At 69.2% G+C, this 17,935-nt stretch carries 17 protein-coding genes; 6 read left to right on the forward strand and 11 right to left on the reverse strand.

Annotated features, from left to right (window positions below; translation table 11 throughout):
* Positions 1 to 140: 140 nt before the first annotated feature.
* Entirely contained in the window at positions 141 to 1,664 is a 1,524-nt protein-coding gene (locus AC2W7K_RS00990) for a serine hydrolase domain-containing protein (RefSeq protein WP_486005665.1), read from the reverse strand.
* A 241-nt stretch (positions 1,665 to 1,905) separates the two neighbouring features.
* Positions 1,906 to 2,655, reverse strand: a complete 750-nt coding sequence (locus tag AC2W7K_RS00995; protein ID WP_249120978.1) for an ArsR/SmtB family transcription factor — start codon at positions 2,653 to 2,655, stop codon at positions 1,906 to 1,908.
* A 93-nt stretch (positions 2,656 to 2,748) separates the two neighbouring features.
* Between AC2W7K_RS00995 and AC2W7K_RS01000 the strand changes: the two genes are divergently transcribed.
* The gene (locus tag AC2W7K_RS01000; protein WP_211978591.1) at positions 2,749 to 3,399 is read left to right on the forward strand and encodes a hypothetical protein; all 651 of its coding nucleotides are present in this window, start codon (positions 2,749 to 2,751) and stop codon (positions 3,397 to 3,399) included.
* 49 nt (positions 3,400 to 3,448) lie between these two features.
* Positions 3,449 to 6,094 carry a trehalose-phosphatase gene (gene otsB / locus AC2W7K_RS01005; RefSeq protein ID WP_198499976.1) on the forward strand — a complete coding sequence of 882 codons (2,646 nt, stop codon included), beginning with the start codon at positions 3,449 to 3,451 and terminating at the stop codon, positions 6,092 to 6,094.
* An 80-nt stretch (positions 6,095 to 6,174) separates the two neighbouring features.
* Here the strand turns inward: otsB and AC2W7K_RS01010 are convergent, their stop codons facing one another.
* Complete coding sequence (locus tag AC2W7K_RS01010; RefSeq protein ID WP_211978592.1) at positions 6,175 to 6,627, reverse strand: MaoC family dehydratase; 453 nt, start codon at positions 6,625 to 6,627, stop codon at positions 6,175 to 6,177.
* 142 nt (positions 6,628 to 6,769) lie between these two features.
* On the opposite strand from AC2W7K_RS01010, the gene AC2W7K_RS01015 reads away from it, so the two are divergent.
* Entirely contained in the window at positions 6,770 to 7,285 is a 516-nt protein-coding gene (locus AC2W7K_RS01015) for a DUF1990 domain-containing protein (RefSeq protein WP_249120979.1), read from the forward strand.
* Between the two features lie 330 nt (positions 7,286 to 7,615).
* Complete coding sequence (locus AC2W7K_RS01020) at positions 7,616 to 8,263, forward strand: pyridoxamine 5'-phosphate oxidase family protein (protein WP_211978593.1); 648 nt, start codon at positions 7,616 to 7,618, stop codon at positions 8,261 to 8,263.
* A 69-nt stretch (positions 8,264 to 8,332) separates the two neighbouring features.
* Here the strand turns inward: AC2W7K_RS01020 and AC2W7K_RS01025 are convergent, their stop codons facing one another.
* From AC2W7K_RS01025 to AC2W7K_RS01040, 4 genes are all read right to left on the reverse strand, one after another.
* The gene (locus tag AC2W7K_RS01025; protein WP_344250305.1) at positions 8,333 to 9,124 is read right to left on the reverse strand and encodes a M15 family metallopeptidase; all 792 of its coding nucleotides are present in this window, start codon (positions 9,122 to 9,124) and stop codon (positions 8,333 to 8,335) included.
* Between the two features lie 196 nt (positions 9,125 to 9,320).
* Positions 9,321 to 10,682 carry a sensor histidine kinase gene (locus tag AC2W7K_RS01030; protein WP_486005666.1) on the reverse strand — a complete coding sequence of 454 codons (1,362 nt, stop codon included), beginning with the start codon at positions 10,680 to 10,682 and terminating at the stop codon, positions 9,321 to 9,323.
* A 112-nt stretch (positions 10,683 to 10,794) separates the two neighbouring features.
* Entirely contained in the window at positions 10,795 to 11,742 is a 948-nt protein-coding gene (locus tag AC2W7K_RS01035; RefSeq protein ID WP_486005667.1) for a response regulator transcription factor, read from the reverse strand.
* Complete coding sequence (locus AC2W7K_RS01040) at positions 11,742 to 12,404, reverse strand: hypothetical protein (RefSeq protein WP_232623760.1); 663 nt, start codon at positions 12,402 to 12,404, stop codon at positions 11,742 to 11,744. The genes AC2W7K_RS01035 and AC2W7K_RS01040 overlap by 1 nt, the downstream gene beginning before the upstream one ends.
* A gap of 192 nt (positions 12,405 to 12,596) precedes the next feature.
* Between AC2W7K_RS01040 and AC2W7K_RS01045 the strand changes: the two genes are divergently transcribed.
* Positions 12,597 to 12,860: a hypothetical protein gene (locus AC2W7K_RS01045; protein WP_137824930.1), complete on the forward strand. Its 264-nt coding sequence runs from the start codon at positions 12,597 to 12,599 to the stop codon at positions 12,858 to 12,860.
* A gap of 66 nt (positions 12,861 to 12,926) precedes the next feature.
* Here AC2W7K_RS01045 and AC2W7K_RS01050 read toward each other — a convergent pair whose 3' ends face one another.
* A complete protein-coding gene (locus tag AC2W7K_RS01050) occupies positions 12,927 to 13,979 on the reverse strand; it encodes a hypothetical protein (protein WP_344250311.1) in 1,053 nt (350 codons plus the stop codon).
* A 68-nt stretch (positions 13,980 to 14,047) separates the two neighbouring features.
* Between AC2W7K_RS01050 and AC2W7K_RS01055 the strand changes: the two genes are divergently transcribed.
* Positions 14,048 to 14,842, forward strand: coding sequence for a MerR family transcriptional regulator (locus AC2W7K_RS01055; RefSeq protein ID WP_344250313.1), 795 nt, complete (start codon positions 14,048 to 14,050; stop codon positions 14,840 to 14,842).
* Between the two features lie 169 nt (positions 14,843 to 15,011).
* Here the strand turns inward: AC2W7K_RS01055 and AC2W7K_RS01060 are convergent, their stop codons facing one another.
* The 3 genes from AC2W7K_RS01060 to AC2W7K_RS01070 all read right to left on the reverse strand — a co-directional run bounded on the left by AC2W7K_RS01060 (position 15,012) and on the right by AC2W7K_RS01070 (position 17,935).
* Positions 15,012 to 17,303, reverse strand: a complete 2,292-nt coding sequence (locus AC2W7K_RS01060) for a heavy metal translocating P-type ATPase (RefSeq protein ID WP_344250315.1) — start codon at positions 17,301 to 17,303, stop codon at positions 15,012 to 15,014.
* A complete protein-coding gene (locus tag AC2W7K_RS01065) occupies positions 17,303 to 17,515 on the reverse strand; it encodes a heavy-metal-associated domain-containing protein (protein WP_198499969.1) in 213 nt (70 codons plus the stop codon). The genes AC2W7K_RS01060 and AC2W7K_RS01065 overlap by 1 nt, the downstream gene beginning before the upstream one ends.
* Positions 17,516 to 17,644: 129 nt before the next feature.
* Positions 17,645 to 17,935 (reverse strand): metal-sensitive transcriptional regulator, encoded by a 291-nt coding sequence (locus AC2W7K_RS01070; protein ID WP_137824935.1) that lies wholly within the window; start codon positions 17,933 to 17,935, stop codon positions 17,645 to 17,647.

A 17,935-nucleotide genomic window follows, 5' to 3' on the forward strand; every position in this document is an offset into this window, starting at 1 on the left:
TCAGTGCTCTCAACGGCGGTCGTCGGCTGGCGGTGCCCAGCGTCGCGACCGATGGCATTCACCCCAGGAACAGGCCCGGGAGGACGAGTGCTCCGGCGATGGCGGCGGCGAACGCCGCTCCGATGATGAGGCGCGGCATCTCACCGCGTGCGACCTTCGGATCGGCAGCGCTCCACGGCAGGTCCGGCCACACCGAGGCGGCGCGGAACGCCGCCCAGACGCAGGCGACCATCACGGCCAGCCATACCCAGAGCGCGGCGTCCGTCCATCCCCCGAACGCCCCGATGAGACGGATGAGCAGGACGAACGCGACGGCCGGGAGAAGGCCCGCGAGCAGCTGTCGGCGCGACTGCGCTCGTCGGGCGGCGGCCAGCGCGGTCCACGCGGCGTACGCGAGGACGAGGGTCGTGACGATCGTTGAGACGAGGGCTGCGCTCATGAGCGTTCTCCTTCGGTCCAGGCGGAACGGGGTGCGGTGGAGTCGGGGACGGATCGCGCCGAGGCGGCCCCCACCTCGGCGGACTCCGTGAAGTGGGACCCGGCGGAGGCAGCCCTGGTGGGTGTGGGCGCGGCGGAGCCCGAAGCAGTGGAGATGAGGTCGATGGCGCGTCGACGGAGATCGCGGAGTCGGCGAGGACGACGATCCCCGTGCCTGCGTCCGCAGTGAAGCCGAGGAACGAGCTGTACCCGCCGGTGCCGCCGTTGTGCCAGGTGACGGCCGGGGTGCGCCCTGTCGTCGTCATCCACGCGAAGCCGATGCGGTCGGCCGCGTCGAAATCGGCCCGCGGCACGGCTGCGGCGGCTCCCGGCGCGGTGCCCTCCATCGTGGCGCGCAGCCAGATCGCCATGTCGCCCGCGGTCGACCGGATCGCCCCCGCCGGAGCGGACGCACCCAGGGTCCACGGGGCCGCCGGCAGGCCCGATGCCGTGTACCCGTGCGAGAGCCCCGTCGCCGAGGTGGGCACGAAGGTCCGCGTCATCCCCAGCGGCTGCGTGATCCGCTGCTCCACGAGTTCGCGGTAGCTCAGGCCGCTCACCTTCGCGAGCGACTGCCCGAGGACCGCGAACCCGAAGTTCGAGTACTCCGGGGTCGTATCGCTGACGTCGGTGTCGCCGAGGGTGCGGATGAGGTCGTCGACGCTGCCGCGGTACGGATCCCGGTGGAGGTAGGTCGCGAAGACCGACGCGACCGCATCACCGACGCTCGGCGCCGGCTCGACCCGCGGCAGTCCGGAACGGTGCATCGCGAGTGAGGACAGCGTCACCTCGGCGACGTGTCCCTCGAGCTGGGGCCAGATCTCGCCGAGGCGGGTCTCCGCGGTCACCTCACCCCGGTCGATCGCATCGGCGAAGAGGGCGGCGGTGAAGGTCTTCGTCAGAGAGCCGATCTCGAACTCCGTGGTCGCGTCGGCACCTGTTCCCGCCGTCGTCACCGTGTCCCCGTCGACCTTCGCGACGGCGACGTGCTGCCAGTGCCCGCTGCCGAGCGCGGTAGCGGTGGCCGCCATGAGCGCTTCGTCGCCGGTGACCTCACCCTGGAATCCGCGGGGGAGAGGGGTGAGGAGGACGGCGACGATCGCCGTGAGAGCGGCCGCGGTGATGGCGATTTCCCTGCGCCGAGGCGACCGCCGGGTGTCCGTGTCAGTGGCGGATGTCACAGTCATGGCAACTCCTGATATCGAGTGATTGAAGTGATGCGATGCGGAGGTGATGAGACGGGTCGAGTGGGTGCCTGGCCGGTGCAGTGCTGATCCGGTGGGTCGGGTGGTCGGTGGTGTGGGTGGTCGGTGGTGTGGGTGGTCGGTCCGGCGATTGGCCGGATCGACGATCGGTCGATGAGACGGCTGGTCGTGGTGCCGAGGGCACGTCAGGATGTGGGCGGCGCGATGATCGCCGCCGGTGGGGTCATTGGGTTCCGATGAGGATGAGGGTGAGGAGCGGGATGACCTTCTGTGCGGGCACTCGCCAGTGACCGCGCGGGAAGTTCTCGAGCCAGCCGGCGGAGGCCAGCGCCTTGAGGTGGTGATAGACCTGGCCGGTGGTGCCGAAGCGGTCGTCGGCGCTGAGTTCGGCGACGGTCGTCGTGCCCGTGTAGATCGCCTGGAGGAGCGCGAGCCGGACGGGATGACTGAACGCCGACAGTGCCGGTGCGGCCTGTGCGAAATCGATCTCGTCGAAGGCTGCCGCGGTCAGCCCCATCTGCCATGCGACCGGGGAATCGGTGCCCGGCGGCGTGACGTGACCGGCGTAGGTGACGCCGGCGTCCTCGCCGAGGCGGTCGACGAGTCCGTTGAGGACCCAGAACGTGTCGTCGTCCGGTCCGCCCGCAGAGAAGCGGGGCGCCGCGGTGCTGCGCGTGCTCGCCTGCTCACCGTTGCTCGGGCGCTCCCCGGAACGTGCCTGGTCACGAGTGCTCGGGCGATCCCCGGAACGTGCCTGGTCACGAGTGCTCGGGCGATCCCCGGATCGTGGGCGCTCACCGTCGTTCGCCTGCTCACCGTTGCTCGCCGTGGCCGGTTCCCCCGCCCGGGAGCCTTCGAGCTCCTGTGTGCTTTCGAGCTCGGCCACCCGCGCTTCGAGGGCCCCGAGACGAGCCTCGAGGGCGGTGCTCCCTGTCGCCGAGAGGTGCGCGGAATCGGATGACGAGGTGCTCATAGCTTGAGAATACGCGAATTACGTAATTACGTAAAGAGCAGAATATTCAGCCGCTGGGACTCGGTGGGGTCGGAGACCTAAACTGGACGGGTGATGAGTACTGAAGAATCCCGCACCGAACCCGTCGCCCCCGCCTCGGAGCTGCTCGCCGAGGCCAGGACGATGGGCGCGCCGATGATCGTCCGCGGCATCCTCGGTGTCCTCTTCGGCTTCGCCACCGTGTTCTGGCCGCGGGATGCGGCCAATCCGATGCAGCTGTCCCTCGGCGTCGACATCGTCGATCTGCTCAGCATCGGCTACCTCGCGCTGCTCGCGCTCGCCCTCGTCTACCAGGCCCTGCGCTCGCCGCTGTCGGTGCGCACCGCGATCTTCGGTCAGGCGATCATCACGATCCCGGCGATCGTCTTCCTCTTCATGGCCGACCAGCCCGCCGAGGTGCGCGCCGCCCTGAGCATCTGGGCCGTCCTCCACGGGCTCATCGAACTGTGGAACTACCGCAAGCTCGTCCACCACCCGATGGCCTCGGACTTCCTCATCTCCGCCGCAGTCCACATCCTGCTCGGCATCATCCTCATGTTCGGCACCGACTTCCAGGCACTGGCGATCATCGGCTTCACGGGAGCCGCTTCGCTCATCGCAGGGGTGATCTTCATCATCGGCGGGTACTCGCGCATCAGCAAGGGCAGACAGGCAGCCCGCAGCGCGGATGCCGCCGACGACGCGCACGACACCGCAGCCGAATAATCCGCACCACCGACCGACACCCGACCTCCGACCCGAAGCCTGAGGTGAGATGAGCACTGTCGAGAACGACTACGGCCATGTGTCCCCCCTGACTCCGATCTCGGCGTCCGTGTCGTCGTCGGGCCTCCTCGGCGATCTCGCCGAAGCCAGTCGCGCCCTGCCCGATGAGCTGTTCCGGCGCCTCTTCCAGGTCTCACGGTCACCGTCGCTGCTCATCGCCACCGACTACGACGGCACGATCGCGCCGATCGTCGCCAATCCCGCCGAGGCGTACCCGCTCGAGAGCTCGGTCGACTCGCTCCGCGCCCTCGCCCTGCTGCCGTCCACCTCGGCGGGCGTCATCTCCGGGCGCAGCCTCCGCGATCTCGCGGCGATGTCACGGCTGCCGCGCGAGGTCCACCTCTTCGGCTCCCACGGCGGCGAGACCGACAGCGAGGTGCACCGGGCGCTCGAACCGCGGCAGCGGACGGCACTCGCGGCCTTCCGCCGCGACCTCGTCGACACCCTGCCCGCCGAGGTGATCGAGCACAAGACGGCAGGTGCGGCAGTCCACCTGCGCGGCCTCGACGACGATGCCCGGCAGAAGGTCGAGGACGGCATCGCCGCGCTCGTGGAGAAGCACGAGATCTTCCCGACCCGGGGCAAGCAGGTCGTCGACCTCTCCGTCGTGCCCTCGTCGAAGGCCGAGGCCCTGGCGAATCTGCGCGCGGAGACGGGTGCCGAGGTCGTCGTCTTCATCGGCGATGACCGCTCCGACGAGCTCGCCCTCGAGATCCTCGGCGACTTCGACCTCGGTCTCAAGGTCGGCGACGACGGGACGGAGACCCACGCGGAGTTCCGCATCGATTCGCCCGACGTCGTCTCCGTCGTCCTCGCCGCGATCTACGAGCTGCGCAAGTCGTGGCTGTTCGGGCGCGAGGCGATCCCGATCCAGCGTCACAGCATGCTCGGCAACGGGCAGTCGACGGCCCTCGTCGACCCGGGCGGCAGCATCTGCTGGATGCCCCACCCGCTGCCGCATTCCTCGTCGATGTTCTCCGAGATCCTCGGGTCCGCGGCCGCCGGCTACTTCGCCGTGGGCGCCGAATCCGGCGTCGACCCGCTCACCCAGCGCTACCTCACGCATTCGACGCTGCTCGAGACCCGGTGGCCGGGGCTCAGCTGCATCGACTACCTCGCGCCCGTCGACGGCGCGAGCGACGACACGATCGTCGTCCGCGTCCTCACCGGCGACGCGCCCGCGCGGATCCGCTTCGCCCCGCGACTCGACTACGCCACCGTGCCGACCAGGCTCGCGCCGATCCGTGACGGGGTGCGCGTGCTCGGCACCTCGGAGCCGATCCGGCTCTTCGCCCCCGGCGTCGATTTCGAGATCGTCGAGTCGGGACAGTCCCAGACCGCCGAGGCGGTCGTCGTGCCCTCGGACTTCCCCGGCGGCCAGGTCGTCCTCGTCCTCGCGTGCGGGTCGGGCACCGGCGACGCCCGGTTCATCGCCGAGGGCGGAGAGGGCCATGTCCGAGATCGGGCGCTCAACTTCTGGCGCAACTGGGCGAGCACGCTCGCCATCCCCGGCCATCACCGCGAGGAGGTCATCCGGTCGGCGATCACCCTGCGCGCACTCTGCCACGAGCCCACCGGCGGCATCCTCGCCGCCCCGACGACCTCCCTGCCCGAGGGCATCGGCGGCGTCCGCAACTGGGACTACCGCTACACGTGGCTGCGCGACGGGTCGATGACGGCGCGGGCGCTGCTCGCCCTCGGATCGACCGCCGAGGCGGAAGGGTTCCTCTCGTGGCTGACCGGGATCCTCTCCCACACGGTCGCCCCCGAACAGCTCCACCCGCTCTACGCCGTCGACGGTTCGGCACTGACCACCGAGGCGGTGCTCGCGCATCTGCCCGGATACGCCGGGTCGCGCCCGGTGCGGGTCGGCAACGCCGCTGAGCACCAGGTGCAGCTCGACGTCTTCGGGCCGGTCACCGAGCTCCTCGACGAACTCACCGAGCGCCTCGGCGAGCTGCCCGACGCCTACTGGACCCTGACGACCCAGATGGTCGAAGCGGTGAGCCGACGCTGGTTCGAAGCCGATCACGGCATCTGGGAGGCCCGGCGTGCGCCCAAGCACAACGTCTACACGCGGGTGATGTGCTGGGTCACCGTCGACCGCGCCCTGCGCATCGCCGAGCGCTTCGACAAGCAGCTGCCGGGGGCGTGGCGTCAGCTGCGCGAGGAGATCAAGAGCGACATCCTCACCCATGGCTTCAACGAGGAGGTCGGTGCCTTCACCGTCGCCTACGGGGAGCCGGATCTCGACGCGGCAGGTCTGTTCGTGGGTCTGAGCGGTCTGCTCGAGGCCGATGACCCGCGGTTCATCGCGACCGTCGACGCCATCGAACGGGAGCTGCGCGTCGGGCCCACGGTCTTCCGCTACCGCTACGATGACGGCCTGCCCGGTCTCGAGGGCGGGTTCCACATCTGCACGACGTGGCTCATCGAGGCGTTCATCAAGGTCGGTCGCATCGACGATGCGTGGGATCTCTTCCGGCAGCTCGACAATCTGCTCGGGCCCACCGGGCTGCTGCCCGAGGAGTACGATCCCGTCGCCGAGATGCACCTGGGCAACCACCCCCAGGCCTACTCGCATCTCGGCTACATCCGCGTCGCCCAGATGCTCGACGAGTACCGTCCCAGCTGAGCACCCCGCGCCGCGCTTGGCGCGTCACAGGACTCGACGTGCTGCCTTGCTGAACGAGTCACATGACTGAACGCGTCGCCTCACTCGACGAGGAGGCTGACCATCTCCGCGATGCAGGCCGGCCTCTCCTGGCCCTCGATCTCGATGACGTGCCTGATGACCAGCTGCGTGCCCTTCGGACTGCGCGTCACCTCGGTGAGGGTAGCGGTGTCGCGCAGTCGGGAGTCGACGAGGACCGGCTGCGGGAAGCGGACCTTGTTGAGCCCGTAGTTGATCTTCATCGACACTCCCTCGATCGCGAAGATCTCGGAGGAGAACTTCGGCAGGAGGGAGAGCGTGTAGAAGCCGTGGGCGATCGTCGCGCCGAACGGCCCGGCGGCCGCGCGCTCCTCATCGAGGTGGATCCACTGGTGGTCGTCGGTGGCGTCGGCGAACGCGGTGATCATGTCCTGGTCGACGGTCAGCCACTCCGACGTCCCGAGTTCCGTGCCGACGGCCGCCTCGACCTCGTCGATGCCGGTGAGTGTGCGCATGTGGGTTCCCCTTCGATCCGATGGCGTGGTCAGGCCGACGGCCGCCATCGAGTCCCTTATCGGACATTCGATCGTCGACGGCCGTCCCCTCGCACTCTACTGCCGAACGCCGCTCCGCACACCCCTTCGATAGGTTGGGGAGATGACTTCGCCGAGCATGGACGACTCCGCACTGCTGACCCGACCGCACTCGCCGAGGTGGCTCGACCGTCCCGCAGACCACCGCACCTATGAGGCCGCATCGTTCGTCGGTCACGGGCGGGCCACGTTTGAGCGCTGCGCCGAGGAGCTGCTCCATTGGGAGGTGAAGACCCGCAGCGGCTTCGACATCGATCCCGCAGGCATCCGGGTGGCGGTGGGACAGGAGCCGACGATCCGGGTGCGTCTGGGTCCGTTCCGTCTGCCGGAGCCCTCGCAGGTGCTCGCCGTCATCGAGGCGGAGGACGTCCGCGGCTTCACCTACGGCACGCAGCCCGGCCACCCGATCACCGGCGAGGAGTCGTTCCTCCTCGTCCGTCTCCCCGACGACCGGGTCTTCCTCGTCCTCCGCTCGGCCTCACGGGCCGGAATGGGAATCTGGCGCCTCGGCGAGCCCCTCGTGCGGATCGCGCAGGTCTTCTACCGACGGCGCTATGCCCGCGCCCTGCGACGACGGTGAGGTCCGGGCCTGGTGAGCTTCGGGCTCGGTGAGCGGCGGGCTCGGTGAGCGGCGGGCTCGGTGAGCGGCGGGCGTGGCTGGGGCGATCTCCGTGCCAGGGCCGTTCCCGAGGTGGATCCGACTCGAAGAATCGCCCGATCTCGAGCCGGATCCACCTCGGGAACTCGCGGGGACCGTGTCCGTGGCACCGGATCGGACCATGGCATCGGCACCCGGGGGAACCGCCTCGGCGACGGGATTCGTCGCGGTCGAGGCCGCGTGCGGTGATACCTTCGGGGCACGTCTCGCGGGCCCGCCGCGCGACCCGTGACCACTGACACCGGAGTCTCCATGAGCCACCTCATTCCCCAGCGTTCACCCGAGATGATGAGCACGGAGTTCGCCGACCTCTGCGCTCTCCTCGATGACACGGCGATCGCCCACGTGTCCGTCATCCGCGACGGCAGACCGTTCACCTTCGGCACGCTGATCGCCCGCGTCGACGATGGCATCGTCATCCACGGTTCGACGGGGTCACGGTGGATGCGTCAGCTCACCGCCGAGCCGTGCGCGGTCGCGGTGACGAAGGTCGACGGCGTGGTCGTCGCACGCAGCGCCTTCGAGTCCTCGATGCTCTACCGCAGCGCACTCATCCTCGGACAGTTCGCGGAGGTGCCGGAGGCGAGGAAGGAGGAGGTGCTCAGGCTGCTGACCGATCGGCTCATCCCCGGTCGAACGGCGGAGGTGCGGCCCTCGACGAAGAAGGAGCTGGCTGCCACGATGCTGCTCGAGATGCCGATGAACGAATGGTCGCTGCGGATCTCCGATGACTGGCCCGAGGACCCCGACGACGATGTCGCAGGTGACGCGTGGGCGGGGAAGATCCGGTTCACGGAGCTGCGCAGCCGGTTGGAGGCGACTCCGGATCTGCGGGCGGGGATCTCTCCGACCCCAGCGATCCTGGCAGCGCAGAAGGCTGCCGGCCGACTCAGTTCCTGATGCTGCGTCGGACCTTGACGCCGATTCGCTCACTCAGCTCATCGAGCCGCGTCAGTCCTTGGTGCCGCGTCAGCCCTTGATGCTGTCGCGGGCGGGGACGTACTCCCAATGCCAGGGCTCGTACTTCGACGACTTGGCCCAGTCCGGGTTCTCCCAGCCGTACTTTCCGGCGTTCTTGACCAGCCAGTCCCACGGACCGGTCTTCGATTCGGTGCCGCCGCCGAGGTCGAGGGCGATGCCCCAGCCGTGCATCGACGTGCCCGGGCGGGCGGAGAGGCCGGGCTTGCGGCCGGCCACGGAGATCTGACCGGCGAGGTCGCGGTAGGAGTCGGTGATCGGGATCTCCTTGCCCGTCTCCTTCTTGTACGCGGCATTCATCTCAGCGAACGACACCGCGGCATCGGCGCGCAGTCGGTGCCCGCCCTTGCCGAGGTCGCAGAGCCACTCTTCGGGCAGTTCGCCGTTGCTCGCTCCCGCGCTGTACTTCTGATCGGCCGAGCAGCCGGGCAGCGCGCTCTTCTCGATCGCGCGGCTCGCGGCCTGTGCGCCGTCCTGCTTCGCGCTCGGCGCGCCGATCTCGACGCTCGTCGTGTCGTCGGAGGCCGGGATCGCGGCGTCGACGGATTCGGCGCTCACCTGCTTGGGGCCGGCCTCGGCGATCGCCTCGACCTTGACCTCGCTGCCACCGCCCGCGGTGGCGAACATCACGGCGGCAACCGCGGCACCGGTCACGGACAGACCCGACAGAGCCGTGACCGTCGTCGCACGCTTCCGGCGCACCGACCGCAGCAGCGCACCGTCGGAACCGCGGTGCCCGGAGTACCCGGCACCGACCGTTCCGTGGCCGGCCTCCTTGGCCATCGCCTCGCGCCGAGGCGACCCTGACGCAGTGCGTGCCTCCGCGGCCATCGCGGCGCGGCGGGGTGAGAGAGTCGAGTGTTGGGTGAGGTGAGAGGGGGTGGGGTGAGTGGAGGGGAGGGGTGCTGCGGGCGGGGTCTGGGGGGTCGACTGCCGGTTGCGGAGGTCTCTCCGCCGGACCGTTCCCGCTGCCGTCAGCTCACCCGTCATCATGCTCCAAGTCACCTGTGTCGTACCCATAGTTCAGCCGTCGAGAGGTCCCGACGGCTGGAAAACTCACTGTTACAGGAGTGTAACGGTTACATAACACCGTGTCATATCCGCGAACGAAACCGTGACCGATCCGGTCTGGGCATCCCACTGCCATCATCGGCCGCCTCGGTGGGGGATCCCTACTCACTCCGAGCTGCTGACGCAGGGCGATCGCCTGCGCTTCGGCATCGGGGAAGATCACCTCGGTGCGGGCACCCCCGGTGTCGGGGTCGTTGCTGAAGACCAGCCGGATCCCGAGCAGCCGCGCCTGCCCCTGCGCGATGACGAGACCGAGGCCCATGCCGCCGCCGCCGGCGGAGACGAACCGGGTCGGCCCCGTCTCGACGATGTCGGCCGGGTAGCCCGAGCCGGAGTCGGTGACGACGATGTGCTCGGGGCTCGTGGTCAGACGGATCGGGTCGGCTCCGTGTTTGATCGCGTTGACGAGCAGATTGGAGATGATGCGCTCGAACCGGCGGACGTCGGTGACGAGGAGGGCGCCACGGGCGTCGTACTGCGCGTCGATCTCATGCCCGGCGAGTGCTCCCGAGGCCGACATCGTGCCGAGCAGCGAGCGGATCGCCTGGTCGATGTCGATGCGGGTGAACTGCGGGTTCGCACGTCCCGCGTCGAGCCGGGAGACCTCGAGGAGGTCCTCGACGAGGACCTGCATCCGCTGCACCCGATCCTTGACGAGCTCGGCCGGGCGCGAATCCTCGGTGAGCAGGCTTGCGGCGTTGACGAGCCCGGTGAGCGGGGTGCGCATCTCGTGTGCGAGGTCAGCGGTGAAGCGCTGTTCGGAGTCGATGCGCTCGCTCAGCCGCGTCACCGCGGTGTCGACCGCCGAGGCGAACGCCCACACCTCCTGATCCGATTCGTCGACGACGTCGGCGATCCGGATCGACGTGTCCCCGGCGGCGATCTTCCGCGCCGCCTGTGCGCCGAGGGTGAGTCGGCGGGAGATGCGGCCGGCGACGAGCGAGCCGACACCGCCGACGACGAGGGCGGAGCCGATCATGCCGACGAGCAGGGCCTGGTCGATGCGGCCGATGAGCTCCTGGCTGTCGGCTGTCGACGCGCGCACGGAGATCACCTCGGTGTACGTGCCGACCTCGATCGGGGCCGCCGCCCACACGATCTCCTCCCCGTCGACCTCTGAGCGGATCGTCACCGACTGGCCCCTGAGCGCCTGCGCGCGGGCGTCGGCGGGCAGCTGCGGATCGTCGATGCGGGCGTTGAGCGTGAGCACCCCGGTCTCGGAGAAGATGTTGACCGCGTTCGTCAGCTGGTCGGTCACGGTCGAGCGCATCCGGTCGTCCTCGGCCCGGCGCGGACTGGCGCAGGATGATGCTGCACGAGAGCACCGCGATGATCACGGACGCGACGATGAGGAGGGAGATCTTCCAACGCAGCGACATGGCTCAGCCCGCGAAACGGTACCCGAAGCCGCGGACCGTCTCGATCATGTTCGCGCCGATCTTCTTGCGCAGGCGCTGGATGTGGACGTCGACGACCCGGGAGTCGCCGGCCCACTCGTAGCCCCACACCGTGAACGCGATCTTCTCCCGCGAGTACACGTGCTCGGGCTGCTCGGTGAGCAGCAGGAGGACGCGCAGCTCGGTCGGGGTGAGGTGGACCTCCTCCCCGTCGACTTCGACGGTGAGCCGTCCGGTGTCGAGGACGAGGGACCCCAGCCGGGTGCGGAACGGTCCGAGCTCACCGGACTCCGGGGCCGCCTCGGCGGTCGTCTGAGGTGAGGACGCGGGGCGCGGGGGGATCGCCACGTCGTGCGTGTCCGGCCGTGACGACGTGAACTTCCCGCCGGCGCCGAGGTAGGTGTCATCGGCCGCGAGACGGGACTTGATCCGCTCCCGGGTGTCCATGCCGGGGCTCGGCCCGAGGACTTCGGGGATCCCGTCGCCGGTGATGACGCCGCCGGGGCCGATGACGGTTTCGTGTTCGTCGATCGCCTCGGTGGTGGGGGAGTAGCCGAGGCGATCGGTGCCGGCGGTGATGAAACGGCGGACGACGGCGCGGATGCGGGCGTTGAGCACCTGCATGTCGAAGGGCTTGGTGAGGTAGTCGTCGGCGCCGGCCTCGAGGGCCTGGACGATGTCGATCGCATCCGAGCGGGCCGAGATGATGATGATCGGGATGGAGGAGCGCTCGCGGATCGCGCGGCAGATCGACGCGCCGTTCATCGTCGGGAGCATGAGGTCGAGGAGGAGGACGTCGGCACCGTGGGCGGCGACGAACTCATAGCCCTCACGGCCGTCGGCGAACGCCGACACCGTGTAATCGAACTGCTCGAGCCCGATCTGGGTTGTCTCGCGGATGACCTCGTCATCCTCGACCAGCACAATATGCATTACGACTCTCCATTTAGACGCGTGAAGCGTTGTCCCGGTTCAAACCTACCGTCATGCAGGCGGAATACCTGCACCGACCAGCCCGAAGGGCAGCAGTCCTCATCACCGTCGGCGTACATCGCCTCCTGCACCACGAGCGTGCCGTTCCTGCCGGGGCTGAGCGTGAGCTGATTGCCCGTGGCGATGAGCTCGAGGCGCGGTTCGCCCTCGAACTCGCTGACGACGACCCCGGCGATGACTTCGCTCATCTGCTGCGGGTTGAGCACCGTGACGACCTGGAACTTCCGGTCGCCGCTGAGGAACGGGGTGCCGAACTTCATGCACTCCTGGCAGTCGGCGACGACCTTCGCGGTTTCCGACGCCCGACCGGTCACCGCGACCCCCGAGCTGTCCTCGACGAGGGTGCGGATGTCGGCAAGCGAATACGGCTTGTCCGCGGGCCCGGAGTCCTCGTTCGACTCGTCGAAGAGCGTCGGCGAGGTGCTTCCCGCGGGCTCGACGCGCAGCCCCCTGTCCGGCCCGCAGGCCGCGAGCGCGACGAGCAGCGCAAGCGCGCAGGCACACGCGACCAGCGTCCTGAGACCGCCTCTGGTCAGGACGCCTGCCGTGACGGCAGCGCGCGACGCGTGCGCAGACCTGCGCACTGGTGTGGGGATGGGCACGCTGTCATTTTCGCGTGTTCCCCCGCACTCGTCCACTTGGTCCGGGTTCCGGGGTGTGTGCGGGTGTCGGCTTCATGGTCGCTTGGCTGTCCAGTGCAAGGGGTGCTCGAGTGCCGGGGTCAGGGCCGTTCGGCAGTCGGGTCGAGGGTCACTCGGCTGTCGCCTCTCAGCCCGAGTCGGTACCCTGGTGGTATGGCAACGTCGAACTCCGCGAAGAAGTCCTCCAGCACCGTGTCCTACAAGGATGCGCTCAAAGTGGGGCTGGTCTGCGGCGTCGCCGTTCTCATCCTCTCGATCATCGTCACCCGCGCATGGCAGGACTCCGATGCGTTCGGTTATGCCTTCATCTACGCCGGGATCGCATTCGTCCTCGTCAGCGCTCTGTCCGCGGTGCTCAACTGGGTGATGCGCAACGACACGCAGAACGACGACCAGTCCTACCCCGTCCTCAAGTAGGGTCCCCGGGGCAGGCGCGAGGATCGTCGAACCGACTCGTGCTCCCACCCGACCGCCGCCCTCACCTCAGCTCACACGTGCGACTCGGGAGCCGCCTCGGCGCAGGATGACGGCAAGGGCACCGACACCGGCGAGGACGGCCAGGCCGCCGAGGGCCGCGAACATCGGGCCATCAGTCTGGGCGACGGACTGTCCGCGCAGCGCCTGCACGGTGGCCAGGGCGACGACGCCGAGATAGAACAGCGCGACGATCCGCACGAGGCCGACCCGCACCGATGCCGGCCGCAGCCGCGGCCACCGACGCCCGAGGAGGACGAGTCCGAGGGCGGCGAACGGGATGATCTGGAGCGCGTGGATCCCGAGGAAATGGGGGACGCGGATGTCGCCCGCCTCGGTGTTCCAGCCGGTGATCGGCATCATCGGACCGCCGTCGACGGCTCCGACGCTGTGAGCGCCGGCCAGACCCTGCGCCTCGGCGGCGTCCATGTCGACGACGTTGAGCTCGCCGACGGTCATGAGGAACGCGATCGCCATGCCGATGAGACCGATCGCGGTGCCCCAGCGGATGCCGGCGGCGATGCCCCGGTCGGGCAGTCGGCGGAACGCGAGCACGATGCCGAGGACGAGATTCGCCAGCCACACCACGGTGATGAGCCCGCCCATGCCGTAGTACAGGCCCGCGTCGAGTGGTGTGCGCACGTTGAAATGGCTCATCTGGCCGCGGATGATCTGCACGACGATGAAGGCGAGCTCGACCGAGATCCCGATCGCGATGATCGTTCCGAGCACCCGGCCGATGCGGCTGCGACGGGGCAGGAACTGGAGCATCCAGGCGATCGTCACGGTGTAGATCGCGATCGAGATGCCGAACTTTGCGGCCTTGTGCCAGATCGGCGCCCCGACGAGGGTGCGGTCGTCGGTGAAGTACCCGACCGTGGCGATGACGGCGATGAGGGCGGCGAAGACCGCGGCTGCGATGAGGGGGCGATGGAGTCGGGAGAGTCCGGAGGCGATCGTCGCCGGATGCAGGGTGGTCTCGCCGAGGCGGCCCGTCGACGCGGGGGTCGCGCCGTTCTCCCGGGGTCGTCCGACGTCATTGTCAGATAGTCCGCTATCCATAAACAGATAGTAGACTATCCGGAGTGGGCGTGCAAGAGTGCTCGCCGACGGAACTGATGGGGAGGGCGATGCGGATTTCTCAGCTCAGCGAGCAGACCGGGGTGCCGATCCCGCGGATCAAGTACTACATCCGCGAGGGCCTCGTGCCGCGGGCGACCGTCACCGCCGAGGATCCCGGCGGGTACGGCAGCGACCATGTCCACCGGGTGCGGCTCGTGCGCGCGATGGTGACGATCGGCGGCATGTCGATCGCGTCGGCGCGGGCGGTGCTCGCCGAGCTCGATTCGCCGCAGCCGCAGGTGCCCGTCGCGCTCGGTCAGGCGATCATCGGGGTCAACGCCCGCCCCGGCGACCCCGATCCCGGCGGTGGGACGCCGAGCGCCCGCGAGCAGGCCGCCGCCCTCATCGCCGCCCTCATCGCCGACCGCGACTGGAATCTCGCGGCGGATGAGCCGGCGCTCGCCCCGCTCATCACCGCAGTGGAGACGATGATCGACACGGGGCATGAGGATCTGCTCGGCCATCTCGATGTCTACGCCGAGGCGGCCGAGCGCATCGCCGACGCCGACGTCGCGAGCCTCGCCCCCACCGACGACCCCGCGACGATCGTCGAGAAGTCGGTTCTCGGCACGGTGCTCGGCTCGGTCTTCATCGACAGTCTGCGCAAGCTCGCGCACTCCGACCGCGCGAGACGCCTCTTCTGGCCGGCCGAGGACCTCGCCCGCGCAGCTCGCGAGGATTCCGGGGAGGCGGGAGAGTCCGGGGAGTCCGGGAAGTCCGGCGCGTCCGGGGAGTCTGGAGGGGTGCCGTCGCAGCCGGATGCCGGGCCGCAGGAGTCCAGCGAGGGGCCGGAAGGGGCCTAGAAGTGCCCGGTCTGTCACCGGCTCTCAGGTCTGCGGAAGGGTGAAGGCGATTGTGCGCCGCCCCCAGGGTGAATTCGAAGCTGAGATCACCATGGAAGCGGCGCAGAACCTCGAGATCACCATGGAAGCGGCGCAGAGCCTTGGGGCCTGCCCCGCCGGAGGGGCCCGTCTACCGGAATCGCAGGAGCCGGAGACTATTGAGGATGACGAACACCGAGGAGAACGCCATCGCGGCACCGGCGATCATCGGGCTGAGCAGTCCGGCCGCGGCGATCGGGATCGCTGCCGTGTTGTACGCGAAGGCCCAGAACAGGTTGCCCTTGATGAGCCCGAGCGTCCGCCGCGACAGGCGGATCGCCTGCGGGATCTGCCGCGGATCCGACCGCACCATCGTGATGTCCGAGGCCGCCATCGCCGCGTCCGTGCCCGAGCCCATCGCGATGCCGAGGTCGGCGCCGGCCAGGGCCGCGGCATCGTTGATGCCGTCGCCGACCATCGCGACCGAGCGTCCGTCCGCCTGGAGTTCGTCGACGACGGCGATCTTGCCCTCGGGACGGACGTCGGCGACGACCTCGGTGATCCCGAGCTTGCCGGCGACCGCCTCGGCGGCTGAGGCATTGTCCCCGGTCAGCAGCACCGTGCGCAGACCGAGGCGATGGAGTTCGGAGATCGCCGAGGCGGCCCCGTCCCTCACCTCGTCGGCGACGAACGTCAGCCCGCGGAAGTCCCCGTCGACGGCCAGTGCGACGAGCGTCGCGCCCGCCGGAACCGCGTCGGGGGCGACGTCGACCGTGATCCCGCGTTCGCGGAGCAGATCGGGCCGACCGGCGATGACCTCGCGTCCGTCGATCCTCGCCTCGAGCCCTCCGCCGGGGATCGCGGTGAAGTCCTCGACCCTCGCCGAGGCGGTCGCCGCCCCGGCCGTGACACGCTCCGCCCGTGACGCCTCGACGATCGCGCGGGCCACCGGGTGCTCGCTCTGCTCTTCGAGGCGGGCGAGCACGGCGAAGTCCGCGTCGGACAGCTGCGAGCCGATGAGCGTCATCACGCCCGTCGTCAGAGTCCCGGTCTTGTCGAGCACGACGGTGTCGATCGACCGCGTCGACTCGAGCGCCTCGGGGCCCGAGACGAGGATCCCCAGCTGCGAACCGCGGCCCGAGGACACGGCGAGGGCCGTCGGGGTCGCCAGCCCGAGCGCACAGGGACACGCGATGATGAGGACCGTGAGCGCCGCATGCAGGCCCATCGCCCAGTCGCCGCTGATGAGACCCCATGCGAGGAACGTCAGCACGCTGATGACGAAGACGATCGGCACGAACACCGCCGAGATGCGATCGGCGAGGCGCTGTACGGCCGGTTTGCCCAGCTGTGCGCGGCTGACGAGATCGGCCATTGCCGCCAGCGTCGTCTCCGCGCCGACGCGTTCGGCGCGGACCTCGAGCACCCCTGAGGTGTTGATCGTCGCACCGGTGACGGTGTCGCCGACCCCGACCTCGACGGGGGCGGATTCGCCGGTGAGCATCGCCTCGTCGACAGCCGAGTGACCGGCGACGATGACCCCGTCGGTGGCGATCTTCTCGCCCGGACGGACGCGGAAGACGTCACCGACGCGGAGTTCGGCGATGGGCACCTGAACTTCGACGCGCTCGCCGGAACCGGACATGTCACCTGAATGACCGGACAGGCCACCTGAATGAGGGGACCCCGGACCGGAATCGGATGAGCCCTCGCCTGCCCCCGCCTCGGCACCGGGAGAACCGGGATCGGCCGCACGCAGCACGGTCGCCGACTTCGCTCCGAGGTCGAGCAGCATGCGCAGGGCGGCGGTCGCGCGGTTCTTCGCACGATCCTCGGTGAGCTTGCCGATGAGGAGGAACACGGTGATCGCCGCTGCCGCCTCGAACCACACGTGGTAGGTCCCGGGGATCGCCCAGCCGTGCCCGTCGACGACTGCCCGCAGCAGCGTCGCGTACGAGTACCCGCTGGCGACGATGATGCCGACGCTGACGAGGGTGTCCATCGTCGTCGACCCGCCCCGGGCGGCCTTGAACGCCGCGGAATGGAACGGCCACGCACCCCACGTGACGACCGGGAGGGCGAGGAGCCCGACGACCCACTGCCAGCCCGGGAAGTGCCAGCTCATCACCATCGAGACGGCGATGATCGGCACCGCGAGGATGAGGGAGCCGATGAACCGCGGCCGCAGGTGCCGGGGGTCGTAGTCGACGATCTCGGGACCCGCCGAGGCGGCTTTCCGCACGCTCGCACCGTACCCGGCCTTCTCGACGGCGGCGGTGACGTCGCCGTCGGTGAGGTCGGAGTCGATGACGACGTGGGCGGTGTTGAGCGGCAGATTGACCTCAGCGGTCACCCCGTCGAGGCGCGAGAGCCTCTTCTCGATCCGGGCCGAGCACGATGCGCAGGTCATTCCCGTGATGTCGAGATCAACCTCGCGCGACATCACTTGACCTCGTAGCCCGCTTCGTCGACCGCGGCGCGGATGTCCGCGTCGTCGAGGTCGGTGGTCGAGGTGATCGTCACGGGGGAGTCCCCGCCGGCGTTGAGGTCGACGGCGACGTCGGTCACGCCGGTCAGCGCACCGATCTCCTCCGTGACCGAGGCGACGCAGTGGCCGCAGGTCATTCCGCTGACGGTGATCGTGGTGGTGGTCATGTCTCCTGCTTTCTTCGCACGTCTCGCCGGCCGGTCGACCGGCGATCGACGCCGTGCCTCATCAGGTCAGCGCAGCCTCGGCGGGATGACCGTCCCGAGAGGAAGGGGGACGGAGCCCTGGAGGGGCGCTCAGCTCTTGATGAGTCGGGCGATGGCGGCTGAAGCCTCCTCGATCTTCTTGCGCGCTTCGTCCTCGCCGGCGGCGGAGGCGTCGACGACGCAGTGAGCGATATGCTCTTCGAGGAGGTTGATGGAGACCGCGTGCAGTGCGGCTGTGGCTGCCGAGACCTGGGTGAGGATGTCGATGCAGTACTTGTCCTCATCGATCATCTTCGCGATCCCGCGGACCTGTCCTTCGATCCGCTTCATCCGGCGTTCCAGAGCGTCTTTCTGCGGGGTGTATCCATGTTGCTCAGTCAT

The sequence above is a fragment of the Brevibacterium sp. LAARM2_SD2 genome, from assembly GCF_057364785.1.

What these genes read in the sequence shown, in the direction of transcription:
- otsB (WP_198499976.1), top strand. Translation starts at nt 3,449, where the DNA reads ATGAGCACTGTCGAGAACGACTACGGCCATGTGTCCCCCCTGACTCCG.
- AC2W7K_RS01070 (WP_137824935.1), bottom strand. Translation starts at nt 17,935, where the DNA reads ATGACTGAGCAACATGGATACACCCCGCAGAAAGACGCTCTGGAACGC.
- AC2W7K_RS01060 (WP_344250315.1), bottom strand. Translation starts at nt 17,303, where the DNA reads ATGTCGCGCGAGGTTGATCTCGACATCACGGGAATGACCTGCGCATCG.
- AC2W7K_RS01065 (WP_198499969.1), bottom strand. Translation starts at nt 17,515, where the DNA reads ATGACCACCACCACGATCACCGTCAGCGGAATGACCTGCGGCCACTGC.
- AC2W7K_RS01010 (WP_211978592.1), bottom strand. Translation starts at nt 6,627, where the DNA reads ATGCGCACACTCACCGGCATCGACGAGGTCGAGGCGGCCGTCGGCACG.
- AC2W7K_RS01015 (WP_249120979.1), top strand. Translation starts at nt 6,770, where the DNA reads ATGACTTCGCCGAGCATGGACGACTCCGCACTGCTGACCCGACCGCAC.
- AC2W7K_RS00990 (WP_486005665.1), bottom strand. Translation starts at nt 1,664, where the DNA reads ATGACTGTGACATCCGCCACTGACACGGACACCCGGCGGTCGCCTCGG.
- AC2W7K_RS01025 (WP_344250305.1), bottom strand. Translation starts at nt 9,124, where the DNA reads ATGGCCAAGGAGGCCGGCCACGGAACGGTCGGTGCCGGGTACTCCGGG.
- AC2W7K_RS01055 (WP_344250313.1), top strand. Translation starts at nt 14,048, where the DNA reads ATGCGGATTTCTCAGCTCAGCGAGCAGACCGGGGTGCCGATCCCGCGG.
- AC2W7K_RS01020 (WP_211978593.1), top strand. Translation starts at nt 7,616, where the DNA reads ATGAGCCACCTCATTCCCCAGCGTTCACCCGAGATGATGAGCACGGAG.
- AC2W7K_RS01035 (WP_486005667.1), bottom strand. Translation starts at nt 11,742, where the DNA reads ATGCATATTGTGCTGGTCGAGGATGACGAGGTCATCCGCGAGACAACC.
- AC2W7K_RS01045 (WP_137824930.1), top strand. Translation starts at nt 12,597, where the DNA reads ATGGCAACGTCGAACTCCGCGAAGAAGTCCTCCAGCACCGTGTCCTAC.
- AC2W7K_RS00995 (WP_249120978.1), bottom strand. Translation starts at nt 2,655, where the DNA reads ATGAGCACCTCGTCATCCGATTCCGCGCACCTCTCGGCGACAGGGAGC.
- AC2W7K_RS01030 (WP_486005666.1), bottom strand. Translation starts at nt 10,682, where the DNA reads ATGCGCTCGACCGTGACCGACCAGCTGACGAACGCGGTCAACATCTTC.
- AC2W7K_RS01000 (WP_211978591.1), top strand. Translation starts at nt 2,749, where the DNA reads ATGAGTACTGAAGAATCCCGCACCGAACCCGTCGCCCCCGCCTCGGAG.
- AC2W7K_RS01050 (WP_344250311.1), bottom strand. Translation starts at nt 13,979, where the DNA reads ATGGATAGCGGACTATCTGACAATGACGTCGGACGACCCCGGGAGAAC.